This is a genomic window from Mesorhizobium sp. (genome assembly GCF_004963255.1).
Lineage (GTDB): Bacteria > Pseudomonadota > Alphaproteobacteria > Rhizobiales > Rhizobiaceae > Mesorhizobium.
Genome location: NZ_SUGA01000018.1, coordinates 1 through 15,316 on the forward strand (window position 1 = coordinate 1; position 15,316 = coordinate 15,316).

At 64.7% G+C, this 15,316-nt stretch carries 16 protein-coding genes and 1 tRNA gene; 10 read left to right on the plus strand and 7 right to left on the minus strand.

The window, feature by feature from the left end; genetic code table 11:
- Positions 1-85: 85 nt before the first annotated feature.
- Positions 86-733 (minus strand): LemA family protein, encoded by a 648-nt coding sequence (locus E5X34_RS18930; RefSeq protein WP_126063721.1) that lies wholly within the window; start codon positions 731-733, stop codon positions 86-88.
- Between the two features lie 24 nt (positions 734-757).
- Here E5X34_RS18930 and E5X34_RS18935 point away from each other — a divergent pair, with 24 nt between their 5' ends.
- From E5X34_RS18935 to E5X34_RS18960, 6 genes are all read left to right on the plus strand, one after another.
- The gene (locus E5X34_RS18935; protein ID WP_366664886.1) at positions 758-1,138 is read left to right on the plus strand and encodes a hypothetical protein; all 381 of its coding nucleotides are present in this window, start codon (positions 758-760) and stop codon (positions 1,136-1,138) included.
- Positions 1,139-1,150: 12 nt separating this feature from the next.
- Positions 1,151-2,035 (plus strand): pyridoxal kinase PdxY, encoded by an 885-nt coding sequence (pdxY, locus tag E5X34_RS18940; RefSeq protein ID WP_042645579.1) that lies wholly within the window; start codon positions 1,151-1,153, stop codon positions 2,033-2,035.
- Positions 2,032-2,799, plus strand: coding sequence for a DUF429 domain-containing protein (locus E5X34_RS18945; protein WP_292567775.1), 768 nt, complete (start codon positions 2,032-2,034; stop codon positions 2,797-2,799). Before pdxY ends, E5X34_RS18945 begins: the two co-directional genes overlap by 4 nt.
- A 151-nt stretch (positions 2,800-2,950) precedes the next feature.
- Complete coding sequence (locus E5X34_RS18950; RefSeq protein WP_292567777.1) at positions 2,951-3,592, plus strand: carbonic anhydrase; 642 nt, start codon at positions 2,951-2,953, stop codon at positions 3,590-3,592.
- Positions 3,593-3,602: 10 nt separating this feature from the next.
- Entirely contained in the window at positions 3,603-4,019 is a 417-nt protein-coding gene (locus E5X34_RS18955; RefSeq protein ID WP_292567779.1) for a nuclear transport factor 2 family protein, read from the plus strand.
- 82 nt (positions 4,020-4,101) lie between these two features.
- Entirely contained in the window at positions 4,102-6,156 is a 2,055-nt protein-coding gene (locus E5X34_RS18960; protein WP_292567781.1) for a M3 family metallopeptidase, read from the plus strand.
- A gap of 110 nt (positions 6,157-6,266) precedes the next feature.
- On the opposite strand, the gene E5X34_RS18965 is transcribed toward E5X34_RS18960, so the two are convergent.
- The 4 genes from E5X34_RS18965 to E5X34_RS18980 all read right to left on the minus strand — a co-directional run bounded on the left by E5X34_RS18965 (position 6,267) and on the right by E5X34_RS18980 (position 11,180).
- On the minus strand, positions 6,267-7,787 hold the full coding sequence (locus tag E5X34_RS18965) for a M81 family metallopeptidase (protein WP_292567783.1): 1,521 nt from the start codon (positions 7,785-7,787) through the stop codon (positions 6,267-6,269).
- Positions 7,788-7,861: 74 nt separating this feature from the next.
- Positions 7,862-8,686: a carbohydrate ABC transporter permease gene (locus E5X34_RS18970; RefSeq protein WP_292567785.1), complete on the minus strand. Its 825-nt coding sequence runs from the start codon at positions 8,684-8,686 to the stop codon at positions 7,862-7,864.
- Positions 8,683-9,552, minus strand: coding sequence for a sugar ABC transporter permease (locus tag E5X34_RS18975; protein ID WP_292567787.1), 870 nt, complete (start codon positions 9,550-9,552; stop codon positions 8,683-8,685). Before E5X34_RS18975 ends, E5X34_RS18970 begins: the two co-directional genes overlap by 4 nt.
- Before the next feature lie 401 nt (positions 9,553-9,953).
- Positions 9,954-11,180, minus strand: coding sequence for a sugar ABC transporter substrate-binding protein (locus E5X34_RS18980; protein ID WP_292567789.1), 1,227 nt, complete (start codon positions 11,178-11,180; stop codon positions 9,954-9,956).
- Positions 11,181-11,353: 173 nt separating this feature from the next.
- Between E5X34_RS18980 and E5X34_RS18985 the strand changes: the two genes are divergently transcribed.
- The 3 genes from E5X34_RS18985 to E5X34_RS18995 are packed head-to-tail and all read left to right on the plus strand — an operon-like array spanning position 11,354 to position 14,083.
- The gene (locus E5X34_RS18985) at positions 11,354-12,124 is read left to right on the plus strand and encodes an SDR family oxidoreductase (protein ID WP_292567791.1); all 771 of its coding nucleotides are present in this window, start codon (positions 11,354-11,356) and stop codon (positions 12,122-12,124) included.
- Between the two features lie 2 nt (positions 12,125-12,126).
- On the plus strand, positions 12,127-13,194 hold the full coding sequence (gene ugpC, locus E5X34_RS18990) for a sn-glycerol-3-phosphate ABC transporter ATP-binding protein UgpC (protein ID WP_292567793.1): 1,068 nt from the start codon (positions 12,127-12,129) through the stop codon (positions 13,192-13,194).
- A 7-nt stretch (positions 13,195-13,201) separates the two neighbouring features.
- Positions 13,202-14,083, plus strand: a complete 882-nt coding sequence (locus E5X34_RS18995) for a MurR/RpiR family transcriptional regulator (protein ID WP_292567795.1) — start codon at positions 13,202-13,204, stop codon at positions 14,081-14,083.
- 226 nt (positions 14,084-14,309) lie between these two features.
- On the opposite strand, the gene E5X34_RS19000 is transcribed toward E5X34_RS18995, so the two are convergent.
- Positions 14,310-14,621, minus strand: coding sequence for a DUF167 family protein (locus E5X34_RS19000; RefSeq protein ID WP_292567797.1), 312 nt, complete (start codon positions 14,619-14,621; stop codon positions 14,310-14,312).
- Positions 14,621-14,920 (minus strand): YggT family protein, encoded by a 300-nt coding sequence (locus tag E5X34_RS19005; RefSeq protein WP_042645595.1) that lies wholly within the window; start codon positions 14,918-14,920, stop codon positions 14,621-14,623. The genes E5X34_RS19000 and E5X34_RS19005 overlap by 1 nt, the downstream gene beginning before the upstream one ends.
- A 165-nt stretch (positions 14,921-15,085) precedes the next feature.
- On the opposite strand from E5X34_RS19005, the gene E5X34_RS19010 reads away from it, so the two are divergent.
- Positions 15,086-15,161, plus strand: a tRNA-Ala gene (locus tag E5X34_RS19010).
- The last annotated feature ends 155 nt before the right edge of the window (positions 15,162-15,316 follow it).

Genomic DNA, 15,316 nt, shown 5'->3' on the forward strand with positions numbered 1-15,316 from the left:
TCTCCCCCCTTGTGGGGGAGATGGCCGGCAGGCCAGAGGGGGGCGCGAAGGAACGCAAGGCTGACAGGCTCGATTAAATGTCCGCTCACCCACCCTGCTTGGTGGTGCTGGTGCCGAAATCGACCTTCGGCACCTGCATCTTGTCCTCGTCGACGGTGAAGTTGGCGAAGGGCTCGTTGCCGCGGAACCAGAAGGTCGCCCACAGCACGGACGGGAAGGTCTTCAGCGTCAGATTGTAGTCCCTCACCGCCTGGATGTAGTCGCGCCGCGCGACGGCGATGCGGTTCTCGGTGCCTTCGAGCTGCGCCTGCAGCGCGAGGAAATTCTGGTTGGCCTTGAGGTCGGGATAGGCTTCCGAGACCGCGATCAGACGCGACAGCGCGCTGGTCAGTCCGGCCTGGGCATCCTGGAACTTCTTCAGCGCGTCCGGGTCCTTCAGCGTCTCCGGGGTCACGGTGATCTGCGTCGCCTTGGCGCGCGCCTGAACGACCGCGTCGAGCGTGTCCTTCTCATGCGAGGCATAGCCCTTCACCGTCTCGACCAGGTTCGGGATCAGATCGGAACGGCGCTGATACTGATTGAGCACCTCGCTCCAGGCCGCCCTGGCGTTCTCTTCCGCGGTCGGAATGGTGTTGTAGCCGCAACCGGCAAGCAGCGGCAGCACGAAAGCCATCATCAGGAAGGCGGGCAGATTGCGGAAGACGGAAGGTGGTGAGAGGCGCTCGGTAATCATGAATGGTCCCTCGACAGAAGTTGCATGCGAAGCATTACCACAATCCAGGCGCAAGAAAATGTCCGGCGCATGACGCCGGTCCCGGTTCAGCCGCGAGACACTGTGAATGGCGGCGCGAACAAGTTAAGCTGCGGGCCGGAAAGGGCAATTGCCATGGCAGAGCGCCGGGACGACGAGGCCGAGTCGCGCCGCATCCTCGAACGCGTGCAACAGGAGACGTCGCCGGGCGGCGCGTCGTTCATCGCTCGCGCGGCGAAGGACGCGCGCGACCGCGTAACCGCCGCCGACACCGATCGCGCCGATCCCATCGAATATTGGGGAACCCGCATTGGCCGAACGCTCGGCTTCGTCATTGCCATTGGGCTATTGGCCTGGCTGGTGTATGCCGCCACGCGTGGCGGTTAGGAATCAAGCCTCATGAATGCAGAAAAAACCGACGCGCCGCGCGCGGTCATCGTCATCTCCAGCCATGTCGCCCGGGGCTCGGTCGGCAATCGGGCCGCGGTGTTCGCGCTGGAGACGCTGGGTTTCCCGGTCTGGGCGGTGCCGACCGTCATCCTGCCCTGGCATCCAGGGCACAGCCGAGCCACGCGCATCGTGCCGCCGCTCGACCAGTTCAAGGCGCTGATGGCCGATCTCGAGCGGGCGCCCTGGCTGGGCGAGGTGCGGGCCGTGCTTTCGGGCTATCTCGGCGAAGCGGGCCAGGCGGAAGCCGTCGCCTCGCTTGTCGCCGCCGTCAAGGAAAAGACGCCGAACGCGCTTTACGTCTGCGACCCGGTGATGGGCGATTCCGGCGGGCTCTATGTGCCTGAGTCGACCGCCGCCGCCATGCGCGACAAATTGATGCCTATCGCGGATATCGCGACGCCGAACCGCTATGAGCTGGAATGGATGGCGGGCGCGCCGCTGCCCGACATCAAGGCGGTGACGGCGGCCGCCCTTCATGCCGGGCCCTCTACCATGCTGGTGACCTCGGCGCCGGCGATGATGGCGGGCGGCATCGGCAATTTCCTGCTCGACGGCAGCCAGGCGCTGCTTGCGGAACACCGTGTGATCGAGAGGCCGCCAAACGGGCTGGGTGACCTGACGGCCGCAGTCTATTTGGCGCGGATTCTCTCCGGCCAGGCGCCGGTCAAGGCGCTGCAATCGACCACGGCGGCCGTCTACGAGATTCTCGCCCGCACCGCGAAACGCGGCGGCGACGAGCTGCAGCTCGAAACCGATGCGCAGAGCCTGTCGCATCCGATGGCCATGGTGCAGCTGCGCCATCTGCTGCATCCGGGGCGGGACAAGCGGGCGTGAAACTGGTCGGCCACGCGCTGGCCGGCGTCGACGGCTGCAAGGCCGGCTGGATCGCGGTCCACCGCGTAGCGGACGCCGCGCCATCCGTCTCCGTCTTCCCGAGTTTTCACACGCTGCTCGATGCGCTGCCCGATGCATTGATCGCCGTCGACATGCCGATCGGCCTGCCGGAGTTTTCGAGCAAGGGCGGCCGCGGGCCGGAAGCGCTGGTGCGGCCGCTGCTCGGGGCAAGGCAATCGAGCGTGTTCGCCATTCCCTCGCGCGCCGCGCTTTATGCCGACACCAGCGATTTCACCACCATCGAGGCCTGGTATGAAGCGCACCGGCGGGCAAGCGCGGTGGCAATGGGGACCTCCGACCCGCCGCGCGGCGTTTCCATCCAGGCTTTCGGCATCTTTGCCAAGATCCGCGAGATCGATCAGCTGTTGATCGCGCGGCCCGAACTGCGCGGCCGCGTCTTCGAATCGCATCCGGAAGTGGCGTTCTGCCGGCTGAATGGCGGTACTGCGATGGCGCTGCCGAAGAAGATAAAGGGCGCGGTCAACCCGGCCGGCATGGAGGAGCGCAAGACGCTGCTTTGCCGGCATGGCTATCAGAAGCGCTTCCTCGATCAGGCGCCGCCGCGGGGTGCTGCGAGCGACGACTTCCTCGACGCGGCGGCGATGATGCTGATTGCCGGGCGTATCGCCAGCGGCGCGGCGCGGCCTTCGCCCGACCCACCTCTGGCCGATCGTTTCGGCATACCCGTCGCCATCTGGGCTTGAGGCAAAATCGGCCGCGCAGCTTTGTGGCGGCACGCGATTGCGACGCCGCCATCCGCAATTCGGCATTGCCCACGACCTGCATTTGCCGCTAGAGGCTTTTTCGATCGCAACGAGCTGCCGCCTCCAACCCCCGGAAAGGCTCTAGCCGCCCATGCCTCACCTCCCCGAGCACCTCCTCGCCGGCTATCGCAACTTCATGAGTGGCCGCTACCCCACCGAAAGCGACCGCTATCGCTCGCTGGCGCGCGACGGCCAGGCGCCCGAGACGATGATCGTCGCCTGCTGCGATTCGCGCTCGGCGCCGGAAGCGATCTTCGATGCCGGTCCCGGCGAACTCTTCGTGCTGCGCAATGTCGCCAATCTGGTGCCGCCCTACGAGCCGGACGGCGAGTACCACTCGACCTCGGCCGCGCTCGAATTCGCCGTGCGGAGCCTGAAGGTGAAGAACATCGTGGTGATGGGCCACGGCCGCTGCGGCGGCATCCGCGCCGCGCTCGACGCCAACTCCGCGCCGCTGTCGCCCGGCGACTTCATCGGCAAATGGATGAGCCTGATCGCGCCAGCCGCCGAGACCGTGGCCTCCAGCACAATGATGACGGCGACCGAGCGCCAGACGGCGCTGGAGCGTATTTCTGTCCGCTACTCCATCGCCAATCTCAGGACCTTTCCCTGTGTCTCGATCCTCGAAGGCAAGGGCAGGCTCTCGCTCTACGGCGCGTGGTTCGACATCTCGACCGGGGAGCTGTGGGTGATGAACAAGGAAACCGGCGATTTCGAGCGGCCGGAGCTTTAACGGAGGCGTGATGCACCGGATCAGCTGGAGGATCGTTCTGGCGGCGACGCTGCTCATGTCCTCGCTCGTCCGCGCCAGCGCCGATGATGGCGCCATCATCGATCGCTGGTACTCGGCGCTGCTGGTCGCCGACCGCAGCGAATTGTCCGACCTGCTTGCCGACGACGTGCGCATGAAGCTCGACGACATCGGCGTCGTCCAGACCAAAGAGGATTTCATCGCCTCGATCGACGAATGGCAGGGCGCGGTCGCGGGTGCGGCGATCCGCCATCGCATCGAAAAGAGCGAGAACGGCGAGACCACGGTGCTCGCCTGTTATGATTTTCCCAACAACGATACGCTGATGCGCGAGACCTTCACCGTCGCCCGCGGGCGCATCGTCGCCAGCACGCAGACAGCGGTGGCGCAGGACTGCAGCGGCTATTGAGGCGAGGTCCGCGTTGCGCGGCGCGCGGCATCGCCCTACATCCGAGGCAGCCCGCCTCCAAATCAGTCCACCGGAATCGCTCATGTCATCTTCAAAAGCCGTCGACCTCGCCGCCCATCCGCTGACCCTTTGGCAAGGTCCGCTCGGCCTGCCGGACTTCTCGCGCATCGGCGACAATGATTTCGGCCCGGTCTTCGACGCGGCGCTGGCGGCGCATCAGGCCGAGATCGACGCCATCGCCGGCAACAGCGAGACGCCGACCATCGAGAACACGCTTGCCGCGCTTGAGCTCGCCGGCGAGCCGCTCGACCATGTCTCGTCGATCTTCTGGTGCCGCGCCGGCGCTCATACCAACGACACGATCCAGGCGATGGAACGCGAGGTTTCGCCAAAGATGTCGCGGCATTTCTCGGCGATCTCGATGAACGAGAAGCTGTTTGCCCGCATCGACGATCTCTACCAGCGGCGCAATAGCCTGAAGCTCGATGCCGAAACGCTGCGGGTGCTGGAGAAGACCTGGAAGGGATTTGTTCGGTCGGGCGCCAAGCTCGATGCCGACGGCAAGAAGCGGCTTGCGGCCATCAATGAAGAGCTCTCCTCGCTCGGGACCAAGTTCGGCCAGAACGTGCTCGCCGACGAACGCGACTGGGCGCTGTTCCTCGACGAGGCCGATCTTGCCGGCCTGCCGGATTTCTTGAAGAGCGCCATGGCCGAGGCGGCCGAGATGCGCGGGCAGAAGGGCCGCTACGCGGTGACGCTGTCGCGCTCGATCTACGAGCCGTTCTCGACCTTCTCCGAGCGCCGCGACCTGCGCGAGATCGCGTTCAAAGCTTTCATCATGCGCGGCCAGAATGGCGGCGCCTCCGACAACACCGATGTCGTGCGCGACATGCTGAAGCTGCGCGCCGAGAAGGCGAAGCTTCTGGGCTATGATTCCTTCGCGGCGCTGAAGCTCGACGATACGATGGCGAAGACCCCGAAGGCGGTGCACGAGCTGCTCGATCCGGTGTGGGAGAAGGCGCTGGAAAAAGCCGCCGCCGACCAGAAAGAGCTGGAACGGCTGGCGGCGGAAGCCGGCAGCAACGAGAAATTCGCGGCCTGGGACTGGCGCTTCTACCAGGAGAAGCTGCGTGCCGAAAAATTCGCCTTCGACGAGGCGGAGCTGAAGCCCTACCTGCAGCTCGAGCACGTCATCGAGGCCTGTTTCGATGTCGCCACGAAACTGTTCGGCATCACTTTCGAGGAGAAGAAGGGGGTCACGGTTTGGCATCCGGACGCCCGCGCGTTCGTGGTGAAGAATGCCGACGGCAGCGAGCGCGGCCTGTTCCTGGCCGATTATTTCGCACGTCCGTCAAAACGTTCCGGCGCCTGGATGAGCGCGCTGAAATCCGGCTACAAGCTCGGTCATGGTTCCAAGCCGGTGATCTACAACATCATGAACTTCGCCAAGTCGCCGGCCGGCGAAGCGGCGCTGCTGTCGGTCGATGAGGCGAAGACGCTGTTCCATGAATTCGGCCATGCGCTGCACGGCATGCTGACCGACGTCACCTGGCCGTCGGTCTCGGGAACGTCGGTCAGCCGCGACTTCGTCGAACTGCCCTCGCAGCTTTACGAGCATTGGCTGACGGTGCCCGCAGTGCTGGAAAAGCACGCGCTGCACGTCAAGACCGGCAAGCCGATGCCGAAGGCGCTGCTCGACAAGATGCTTGCGACCCGCACCTTCGGCGCCGGCTTCGCCACGGTCGAGTTCACCGCCTCGGCGCTGATCGACATGGCCCATCATGCAAGGCCGGATGCGCCTGCGGAGCCGCTTCGGTTCGAGGCTGAGACGCTCGAAAAGCTCCATATGCCCGACGCGATCGCGATGCGCCACCGCACCCCGCATTTCGGCCATGTCTTCGCCGGCGACGGATATTCAGCCGGCTATTATTCCTACATGTGGTCGGAAGTGCTCGACGCGGACGCCTTCTCGGCTTTCGAGGAGACGGGCGATGCCTTCAATCCGGAATTGGCCGAGCGGCTGCGGAAAAACATCTATGCCGCGGGCGGTTCGAAGGATCCGGAGGAGCTTTACACCGCGTTCCGGGGGAAGATGCCTTCGCCGGGCGCGATGATGGTGAAGCGGGGGTTGGTGTAGCGCCGGCTTCCCCTTCTCCCCTTGTGGGAGAAGGTGGATCGGCGCGCAGCGCCGAGACGGATGAGGGGTGTTCCAGGGAACGCCAGCGCCTCACTCCGCTGGAACACCCCTCATCCGTCGCCTTCGGCGACACCTTCTCCCACAAGGGGAGAAGGGGAGGCGCTCCACGGATCCGCCACCCGCGGCCAGATCGGCCTCGTCAGCTTCCGATAATCCGTCTTCGCCGGATTGCTCGGATAGGAGCTCGGCGCCGCGACATAGATGATCTCGGCGGCGATCGGCTCGAAGCCGGCGTAGAAATGGTTCGTCGACTTGATCAAGAGGATGTCCTTGCCCATCGGATCGATGCCGATGTTGGAGAAGACATCCGGCTCGAAGGTCTGGGTACGGTTGGTGTTCAGGATCACGTCGACTTCGGTGCCTTCGATGCGCACCACCGCCGACGGCCCCAATGTCACCCGGCTCGGCCCGAAGCTTTGCCAGCCTTCGTTGGTCGTCTTCAGCACGGTGACGCGCGCATCGATCGGCTCGCCGGCCTGAGGGCCGGCCTTGCCGCCGAAGCGCAGATCGATGACCGCGCCCTCGCCGGCGGCGTGGCAGAAGGTTACCGCGATCGGGTCCCAGATCGTCGCCACGCCGACCTTGTTCACCCCGCGCTTGAGCAGCTCGCGCAACACGATCGTGCCGTCGCCCGGCACGCCGCCGCCGGGATTGTCCCAGATGTCGGCGATCACCACCGGCTTGTCCTGTCGCGAAGCGCGGACGGCAAGCGCTCGCTCGATGCCGGCGGGGGAGGAAAGCATCGTCATCGCCGTCTGTTCGCGCAAGGCATAGAGCTCGCGGCCCAGCGTTTCGGCGAGCTTGTCTCCCTTTGCCTTGTCGTTGTCGGTGACGACCAGGATGCGCGTGCCCATCTCCGGCACGTCGGCGGCCATGAAGCCGTGGATGACCGAGACCGACAGCACGCCGTCCTTGCCGTGCAGCGCCTTGATCCTGTCGACGAAGGAGCGCATCGGCTCGCGGCTGGTCGGCAGCACCTGGATCATGCGGCAGTCGAAGGTCGAGATCACCGGCCTGATCTCGCCGCGCGCCGCTGCGAGGCCGAGCTCGACGACATGTTCGCCGCGTTCGTAGAAATCGGTGTGCGGGAATTCGAGGAAATAGGCCATGACATCGCAGGCCGCCACGCGCTTCGGCGTCAGGTGGCTGTGCGGATCGAACTCCGAGGCGATCACCACCTTCGGCCCGACGATGGCGCGGACACGCTCCAGCAGATCGCCTTCGCAATCGTCATAGCCTTGCGCGACCATCGCGCCATGCAGGCCAAGGATCACCGCATCGACCGGTAGCGCCGCCCTCAGCTGATCGAGAATCTCGTCGCGCAGCGCCTCATAGGTCTGGCGCTGCACCAGGCCGCCGGGCTCGGCCCAGGTCGCGGTGCCTTCGATGACGGTGAGCCCTTCCTTCGCGGCGCGCTTGCGCAGCGCGACGATCGGCGAGGAGCACAGCGTCGGCGTCTCCGGATGTTTGTCCGGTCCGGCATAGAAGGCCATCTCGAAAGAAGCCCGGTCGGTCGGCACCGGCGAAAAGGTGTTGGTTTCCGTCGCCAGCGAGGCGGTGAAGATGCGCATGAACGCTCCCTAGACTTCTTGTTTTTGCGATTCCGGACGAAAACCGCTGCGTATTCCTGGAATTGCCGGGATTGCTATTTGACGGCCCCGAGCGCAAGGCCCCGGACGAGGTAGCGCTGCAGCCAGATGAAGAGGATCGCCACCGGCAGCGTCGCCAGCAGCGTGGCGGCCATGACATGGTGCCATTCGATCGTATAGCGGCCGGCGACGAGCGAGAAAACCTGGATCGGCAGCGTATAGCTCTCCTGGCTGCGCAGCATGGTGAGCGCGACCACGAACTCGTTCCAGGCGTTGATGAAAGTGAAGATCGCCGTCACCGCGATCGCCGGCAGGCAGAGCGGCAGGAACACCTTGCGCAAGGTCAGCCAGCGGCCGGCGCCTTCCATCCAGGCCGCCTCCTCGAGATCGCGCGGGATGGTGTCGAAATAGCTCTGCAGCATCCACACCGTGAAGGCGACGTTGAAGGCCATGTAGATGAAGCCGAGCGCGGTCGTCGACTCGACCAGGCCCCAGGCGGCCATCAGCCTAAATAGGCCGAGCACCAGCACGATCGGCGAGATCATCTGCGAGATCAGCAGGAACTGGCGGAAGGCGCCATAGCCGGCAAAGCGGAAGCGCGACATGGCGTAGGCGGCCGGAACCGAGATCAGGATCGCGCCGATCGTCGCCAGCGCCGAGACATAAAGCGAATTCACAAGCGCCTGGCCAAAGCCGGTCGCCACCCACATGTCGGCAAAATTCGACCAGTGGAATTCGCTCGGCCACCAGGTGGGCGTCAGCACCTCGGTGCGCGGCTTGACGGCGGTGAGAAACATCACCGCGAAGGGGAAGATCGTCACCACGATCAACGGGGCCAGCAGCAGCCAGGCGATGATGGTGCGTTTCAGCTTCGGCGTCATGCGCGCTGCTCCCGCATGGCGAGGCGCACATAGATCATGGTGAAGACGAGCAGGATCGCGAACATCACCAGCGACACGGCGGAGGCCTCGCCCAGTTTGCCGATGCGGAAAGCGAGCTTGTAGAGATGCGTCACCAATATGTCCGTAGAGTTCGCCGGCCCGCCTTGAGTCATGACCCAGATGATCGGGAAGGAGTTGAAGACATAGATGGTGTTGAGCACGATCGCGATGTTGATGAAGGGTTTGAGCAGCGGAAAGGTGATCTCGCGGAACTGCTGGAACAGTGTCGCGCCCTCCAGCGCGGCCGCCTCATAGAGATCGTCGGGGATCGAAGACAAGCCGCCGAGGAAAATCGTGGTGGTGAAGGGCGCGGTCACCAATATGCCGATCAGCACCTGCATCGGGAAGGCGGTCTCGGCGCTCGCCAGCCACTGGATGTTCTGGCTGATCAGGCCGAGCTTCATCAACGCCGAATTCAGCATGCCGCTTTCGCCGTTGAGCGCCCAGCGCCAGACCACCGCGGTCATGGTCAGCGACACCGCCCAGGGCAGCATGATGATGACGCGGGCGAGGCCACGGCCGTAGAAATCCATGTTGAGGATCATCGCCACAGGGATCGACAGGAGCAGCGCGCCGCCGACGACCAGCACGGTCCACAGCCCGGTGCGCCAGAGCGCCGCGACGAAATCCGGGTCGGCGGCAAGCGCCGAGAAATTGGCCAGGCCGCTGAATTCGCGAAGCTGGCCGAAGCGGTTGACCTCGTGCGTCGAGATCTGGATCAGGTCCCAGACCGGCCAGAAGATCACGACCGCCGCGAGCAGCAGGCTGGGGAGCGTCAGCAGATAGGGCAGGAAACGATTTTGCATCGGCTGGTTGGTACCGCGTTGCGGTTGGAAATTGAGCTTAACAGACTGACTTAATCCCGCCTCGTTCTTCTCAGGACATCGCCTCCTTGCAAGCGCCGGCACTGCTCCTCGCCTGTCTGCCCGTCCCCCGCGGCGGTCGCGGACGAGAGCCCTTCCTCTCCCCCGTCGATCGGGGGAGAGGTGTCGAGCGAAGCTCGACGGAGTGGGGGTCGAACCCCTGGCGCAAGGCGAGGCTTGCCCTTTCCTATGTCCGTCCGCGGCGGTCGCCAAGTGGTTCCCCCACTCCGTCTCGGCTTTGCCGAGCCACCTCTCCCCCCTCCGGAGGGAGAGGAAAGGAGGCTGCAAAGATGTGGCGCGCCCCGCGGGGGTAGGGCGCGCCACGGGCGCAGGGAGATACGCCCTTATTTCTTGAGCACGGCGTTGGCCTTGGCCGCCGCTTCCTTCAGGCCGGCCTCGGGGTCGCCGCCGAGATAGATCTTCTGCATGGCGTCCGAGGTGATCTGGGCGATCTCTTCCCAGCCCGGGATGACCGGCGCGAAGCGGGCGTCGGGCAACAACGCGGTGAAGGCGGCGAGGTCGGCGTTGTTGACGTAATAGTCCATCTTCGCCTCTTCCTTGTTCACCGGCAGGAAGCCTTCGCCCTGCGTGAACTTGGCGCGCTGCTCCTTGGTGAACAGGAAGTCGAGCAGCTTCCAGGCCTCGTCCTTGTTCTTGGAGTTCTTGAACATGATGATCGAATCGGTGACGCCGTAGGTGCCGCGCGCACCGGTCGGGCCGGCAGGGATGGCGGCGACGCCGTATTTCAGGTTCGGCGCTTCTTCCTTGATCTGGTTGGACAGGAAGGGCGCGGTGATCATCATGCCGACCTTGCCCTGTTTGAACAGGTTCTGCACGTCCTCGCGGTTGTTGGAGGTGACGCCTGGTTCAGTCAGGCCCTCGTCGATCATCGACTTGTAGAGCTTGGCCGCTTCGAGCGCGCCGGGCGTGCTCAGACCGGAGGTGCCGTCCTTGTTGAGGATCTCAGTGCCCTGCGACCACATCGCATAGTAGTAATAGACGTCGGTCTCGATCTCCTTGCCCTGCAAGCCGAAGCCGAAGGCGCCGACCGCCTTGATCTTGCGCGCGTCCTCCTGCAGCTCGGTCCAGGTCGCCGGCGGCTTGGCGATGCCGGCCTTCTCGAACAGCTCCTTGTTATAATACATGGCGCGCGCCGAGGCGGCGATCGGCAGGCCATAGGTGTGGCCATTCATGATGGAGGGCTGCAGGAATGTGTCGATAAAGCGGTCCTTGAACTCGGGCTTGATGTAGCTGTCGAGCGGCTCGGCGACATCCTGCTGGACGAAGTCGATCAGCCAGCGCGTGCCGATGATCGAGAGATCCGCATTGGTGCCGGCGGTGATGTCGGTGGTGAGCTTCTGCAGCAGCACATCCCACGGCACCACTTCATACTTGATGGTGATGCCGGGATTGGCCGCCTCGAATTCCTTCTTCACCGCTTCGAAATAGGGGCCGGTCTTGGCGCTGTATTCGGCGACGGTGACGCGCACCTCGCCCGCATCGGCTGGCGCTGCCAGCGCCAGCATGCTCATTCCGGCCAGCAGACCGACAGTCCATTTCGCAAGGCTCATCTGATTTCTCCCATTGATGCACATTGGCGCCTGGCCCTTGTGAGCACAGGATTTATGTTACTTTCCTACATTATCCATGATTTGGCGCTACGCAAGCGGATTATCATGTTGCTTAATTACATTTGCTTGGTTAGCTTATTGGCTCAAAATGAGGGGGTGGAGGAGGGCGCAGCGTGGGTTCGACAGCCGAGTTCGAAGGCAAGACCGTCGTCGTCACCGGAGCCGGCGGCGGCCTCGGCTCGGCGATCGTCGAGCTCATGGCCGAACGCGGCGCGCGCATCGTCGGCTGCGACCAGTCGGGGGAGGCGTTGACCAGCCCTCATATCGCCTCGCGCCATGTCTTCAACCTGCTCGACCGGGCGTCGATCGAAGCCGCGATCCCGGCGCTGCTCGACCAAGATGGCGTCCCCGACATCCTGATCAACAATGCCGGCTGGACGCGCGCCGAGACGCTGGCGGCGCTGACGGCCGATAAGATCGAGCAGGAGCTCGACCTCAATTTGACCGGCGTGATGAGTTTCGCCGATCCGCTGATCAAGGCGATGGCGGGGCGCGGTTCGGGCAGCGTCGTCTTCATCTCTTCGGTCAACGCTATCGCGCATTTCGGCAATCCGGCCTATGCGGCGGCCAAGGCCGGCATCAACGCCTATGCCAAATCGGTCGCCGTCGAGCTCGGCCGCAGCGGGTTGCGCGCCAATGTCGTGTGCCCGGGCTCGATCCGCACCGCCGCCTGGGACCATCGCCTGGCCAAGGATCCGGAGATCCTCGGCCGGCTGAAGCGGCTCTATCCGCTCGGCCGCATCGTCAATGCACGGGAAGTGGCCGAAGCTGTCGCCTTCCTTGCCTCGGACCGCGCTTCCGGCATAACAGGCGCCGTGGTGCCCGTGGACGCCGGCCTGACAGCCGGCTACCTGCCATTCATCGACGACATATTGGGAGCGTGACCATGACCGACGTCCAGTTCCGCAACCTGTCGAAATCCTTCGGGCAGCACAAAATCCTCGAGGACATCAACCTCGATATTCGGACCGGCGAGTTCGTCGTTCTGGTCGGCCCGTCCGGCTGCGGCAAGTCCACGCTTTTGCGCATGCTGGCGGGGCTGGAGACGATCACCTCCGGCGATCTCGTCATTGGCGGCACGCGCGCCAACGACCTGCCGCCGCAGAAGCGCAACATCGCCATGGTGTTCCAGTCTTACGCGCTGTTTCCGCATCTGAAGGCCTCGGAAAATATCGGCTTCGGCCCGAAGATCCGCGGCGAGAACCGCGCCGCGATCGACGACAAGGTGAAGAAGGCTTCGGGCGTGCTCAACCTCTTCTCCTATCTCGACCGCTATCCGCGGCAGCTTTCGGGCGGCCAGCGTCAGCGCGTCGCCATGGGCCGCGCCATCGTGCGCGAACCTTCGGTGTTTCTCTTCGACGAGCCGCTCTCCAATCTCGACGCGCAATTGCGCGTGCAGATGCGCACTGAGATCAAGGCGCTGCACCAGCGGCTGAAATCGACCATCGTCTATGTCACCCACGACCAGATCGAGGCGATGACGATGGCCGACCGCATCGTGGTGATGGACCGCGGCCGCATCCAGCAGGTCGGGCAGCCGCTGGAGCTTTACGACCGGCCGGCCAACAAATTCGTCGCCGGCTTCATCGGCTCGCCGTCGATGAGCTTTGTCTCTGGCGCGCTGAAGACGGCCGGAGCCCAGTCCTGGTTCGAGACCAGTGGGGGTGGCCGCCTGGCGCTCTCGGGCAACGCGGCATCAGGCGGCGACACGGTCGAAGCCGGTATCCGCCCAGAGCATTTCATGGTCGGCGCCGGCGATGATGCTATCGCCATCCAGGTCGATGTCGTCGAGCCGACCGGATCGGAAACGCATGTCTATGGCTCGGTCGGCGACGACACGGTGCGCGCGGTGTTCCGTGACCGGCTGCAGGTCAAGCCCGGCGACCGGCTGCCGGTGCGTGTCGACCCGCGCAACATCCACCTCTTCGACAAGGCGACCGGCCTGCCGCTGTGAGAAGACGATGAAGAGCCCGGCCGACATCATCACCCGCCTGCAACTGATATCGCAGGACGGCACCAAATCGGACCGCCGGCTGGCGGGGCTGGTGCTTTCCGACCTCGATTTCGCGTCGAAGGCGGCCATCTCGGAGATCGCCGCGCGCGTCGCTGTCAGCGAGCCGACCGTCACCCGCTTCTGCCGCAATCTCGGCTGCGAGGGCTTGCGCGATTTCAAGTTCTACCTGGCGCAGGCGATCGCCATCGGCGGCCAGTATCTGTCGCCGGAGCCGCTCAGCCGCGACGCGCGCGAGCAGCGCATCGCCTCGGCCATCACCGAGGCGGCGATCGCCGCGATCCAGCGCGCCAGCGAAAACCTCGACATGACGACGCTGATGGAGGTCGCCGCCCGGGTTGCAAGCTCCGGCAACGTGCTCTGCATCGGCTCCGGCGGCATCTCCTCGATGATGGCGACGGAGATGCAGAACCGGCTGTTCCGGCTCGGTCTCTCGGCGCTCGCCCAGACCGACGGCCAGCTGCAGCGCATGTATGCCGCCGTCGCGACCCCGGAGACGACGCTGCTTGCGTTCTCGGTCTCGGGCTATGCGCGCTCGGTGATCGAGGCGGTCGAGGTCGCCCAGCAATATGGCGCCGCCACCGTCGCCATCACCGCGCCTGACTCGGCCCTGGCCAAGGTCGCCGGCACGGTGATCCTTTTGCAGTCGGTCGAGGACGGCAACATCTACAAGCCGACCTCGTCGCGCTACGCGCTCCTGGCGATCGTCGACATGATCGCCACCACGGTGGCGGAATCGCGCGGACCGAAAGTGCTGGAGAACCTGCGCCGCATCAAGCAGAGCGTGAACACGCTGAAGGTGGACGATCCGAAGCTGCCGCTGGGGGATTGAGCGATGCAGCGGCTTGCGCCGTCGAGGCTGGCGAACCTTCGCGCCCCCCTCTGGCCTGCCGGCCATCTCCCCCACAAGGGGGGAGATGGCAGTTTCGGCGCCTCGCTCATCCTGAAACGCTGGAGATTGGCGAAAGCCGCCGCGAAATCTGATCTCCCCCCTTGTGGGGGAGATGTCCGGCAGGACAGAGGGGGGCGCTGTCCCGCCTGCCTCTCAGATTTTGCTTTTACTTGAAACGTGCCTCAACGCTTTTCGCCAACTCAGCCGCATCGCCCACGACCCGCAGCGTCTTCAGCCGCGAGGTGCCACCGGCGACCACCGAAACGGCCGACGTGGGAACACCCAGCGCCTTGGCCATCATCCGTTCCAGCGCTTGATTGGCGGCGCCGTTTTCCGGCACGGCGCGCACGCGGGCTTTGAGGTGACTGCGCCCGTCGGCGGCGGTCTCGACGCCGTCGATCCGGTCGAGCGCCGCTTTCGGCGTCAGCCGCACGAAAAGGTCGATGCCGTTGTCGCGCAGCCGAAACGGCGTGCTCATCAGCCGCCGGCCACGACCCAGGACCAGACCGTGGTGACCAGGAACTGCCGGATGAAGAAAAGGATCAGCAGCAGGATGATCGGCGAAATGTCGATGCCGCCGAGATCGGGCATGAAACGGCGGATCGGGCGCAAGGCCGGCTCGGTCAGCCGGTAGAGCATGTTGCCGACGCTGCCGACGAACTGGTTGCGCGAGTTGACGACATTGAAGGCGTAGAGCCAGGAAAAGATCGCCGAGGCGATGATGATCCACCAGTAGATATCAAGCGCCATGACGATGGTCTGAATAAGGGCGATCATGCCGGTCTCCAAATTGTCGCCGACATGTAGCCATTGCTTGGCGTGCGGGCAAGGCCCGCCGGCTTGGCGAGCCGGCATGGCCCGCAGACTTCGCGCATAGCGTCAGGCCATCGTTTCGCCTTGACATCAAACGGCCGCGACCGATACAAGCCCATCCGCTGGAACGGGGCTGTAGCTCAGCTGGGAGAGCGCATCGTTCGCAATGATGAGGTCAGGGGTTCGATCCCCCTCAGCTCCACCAGCCGGCACACGCCTGTGCACTCATCGCCCTCCTCGCTCGCCATTTCGTGACCGCCGGATTTCGCTCCGCGTGCCGGGAACCAATGGCGGGGCAATTCGGTTCAGCTATACATTTGAAGCCGACGTGCGCGGCCGGTTGGGCAAGCGGCGATCCTT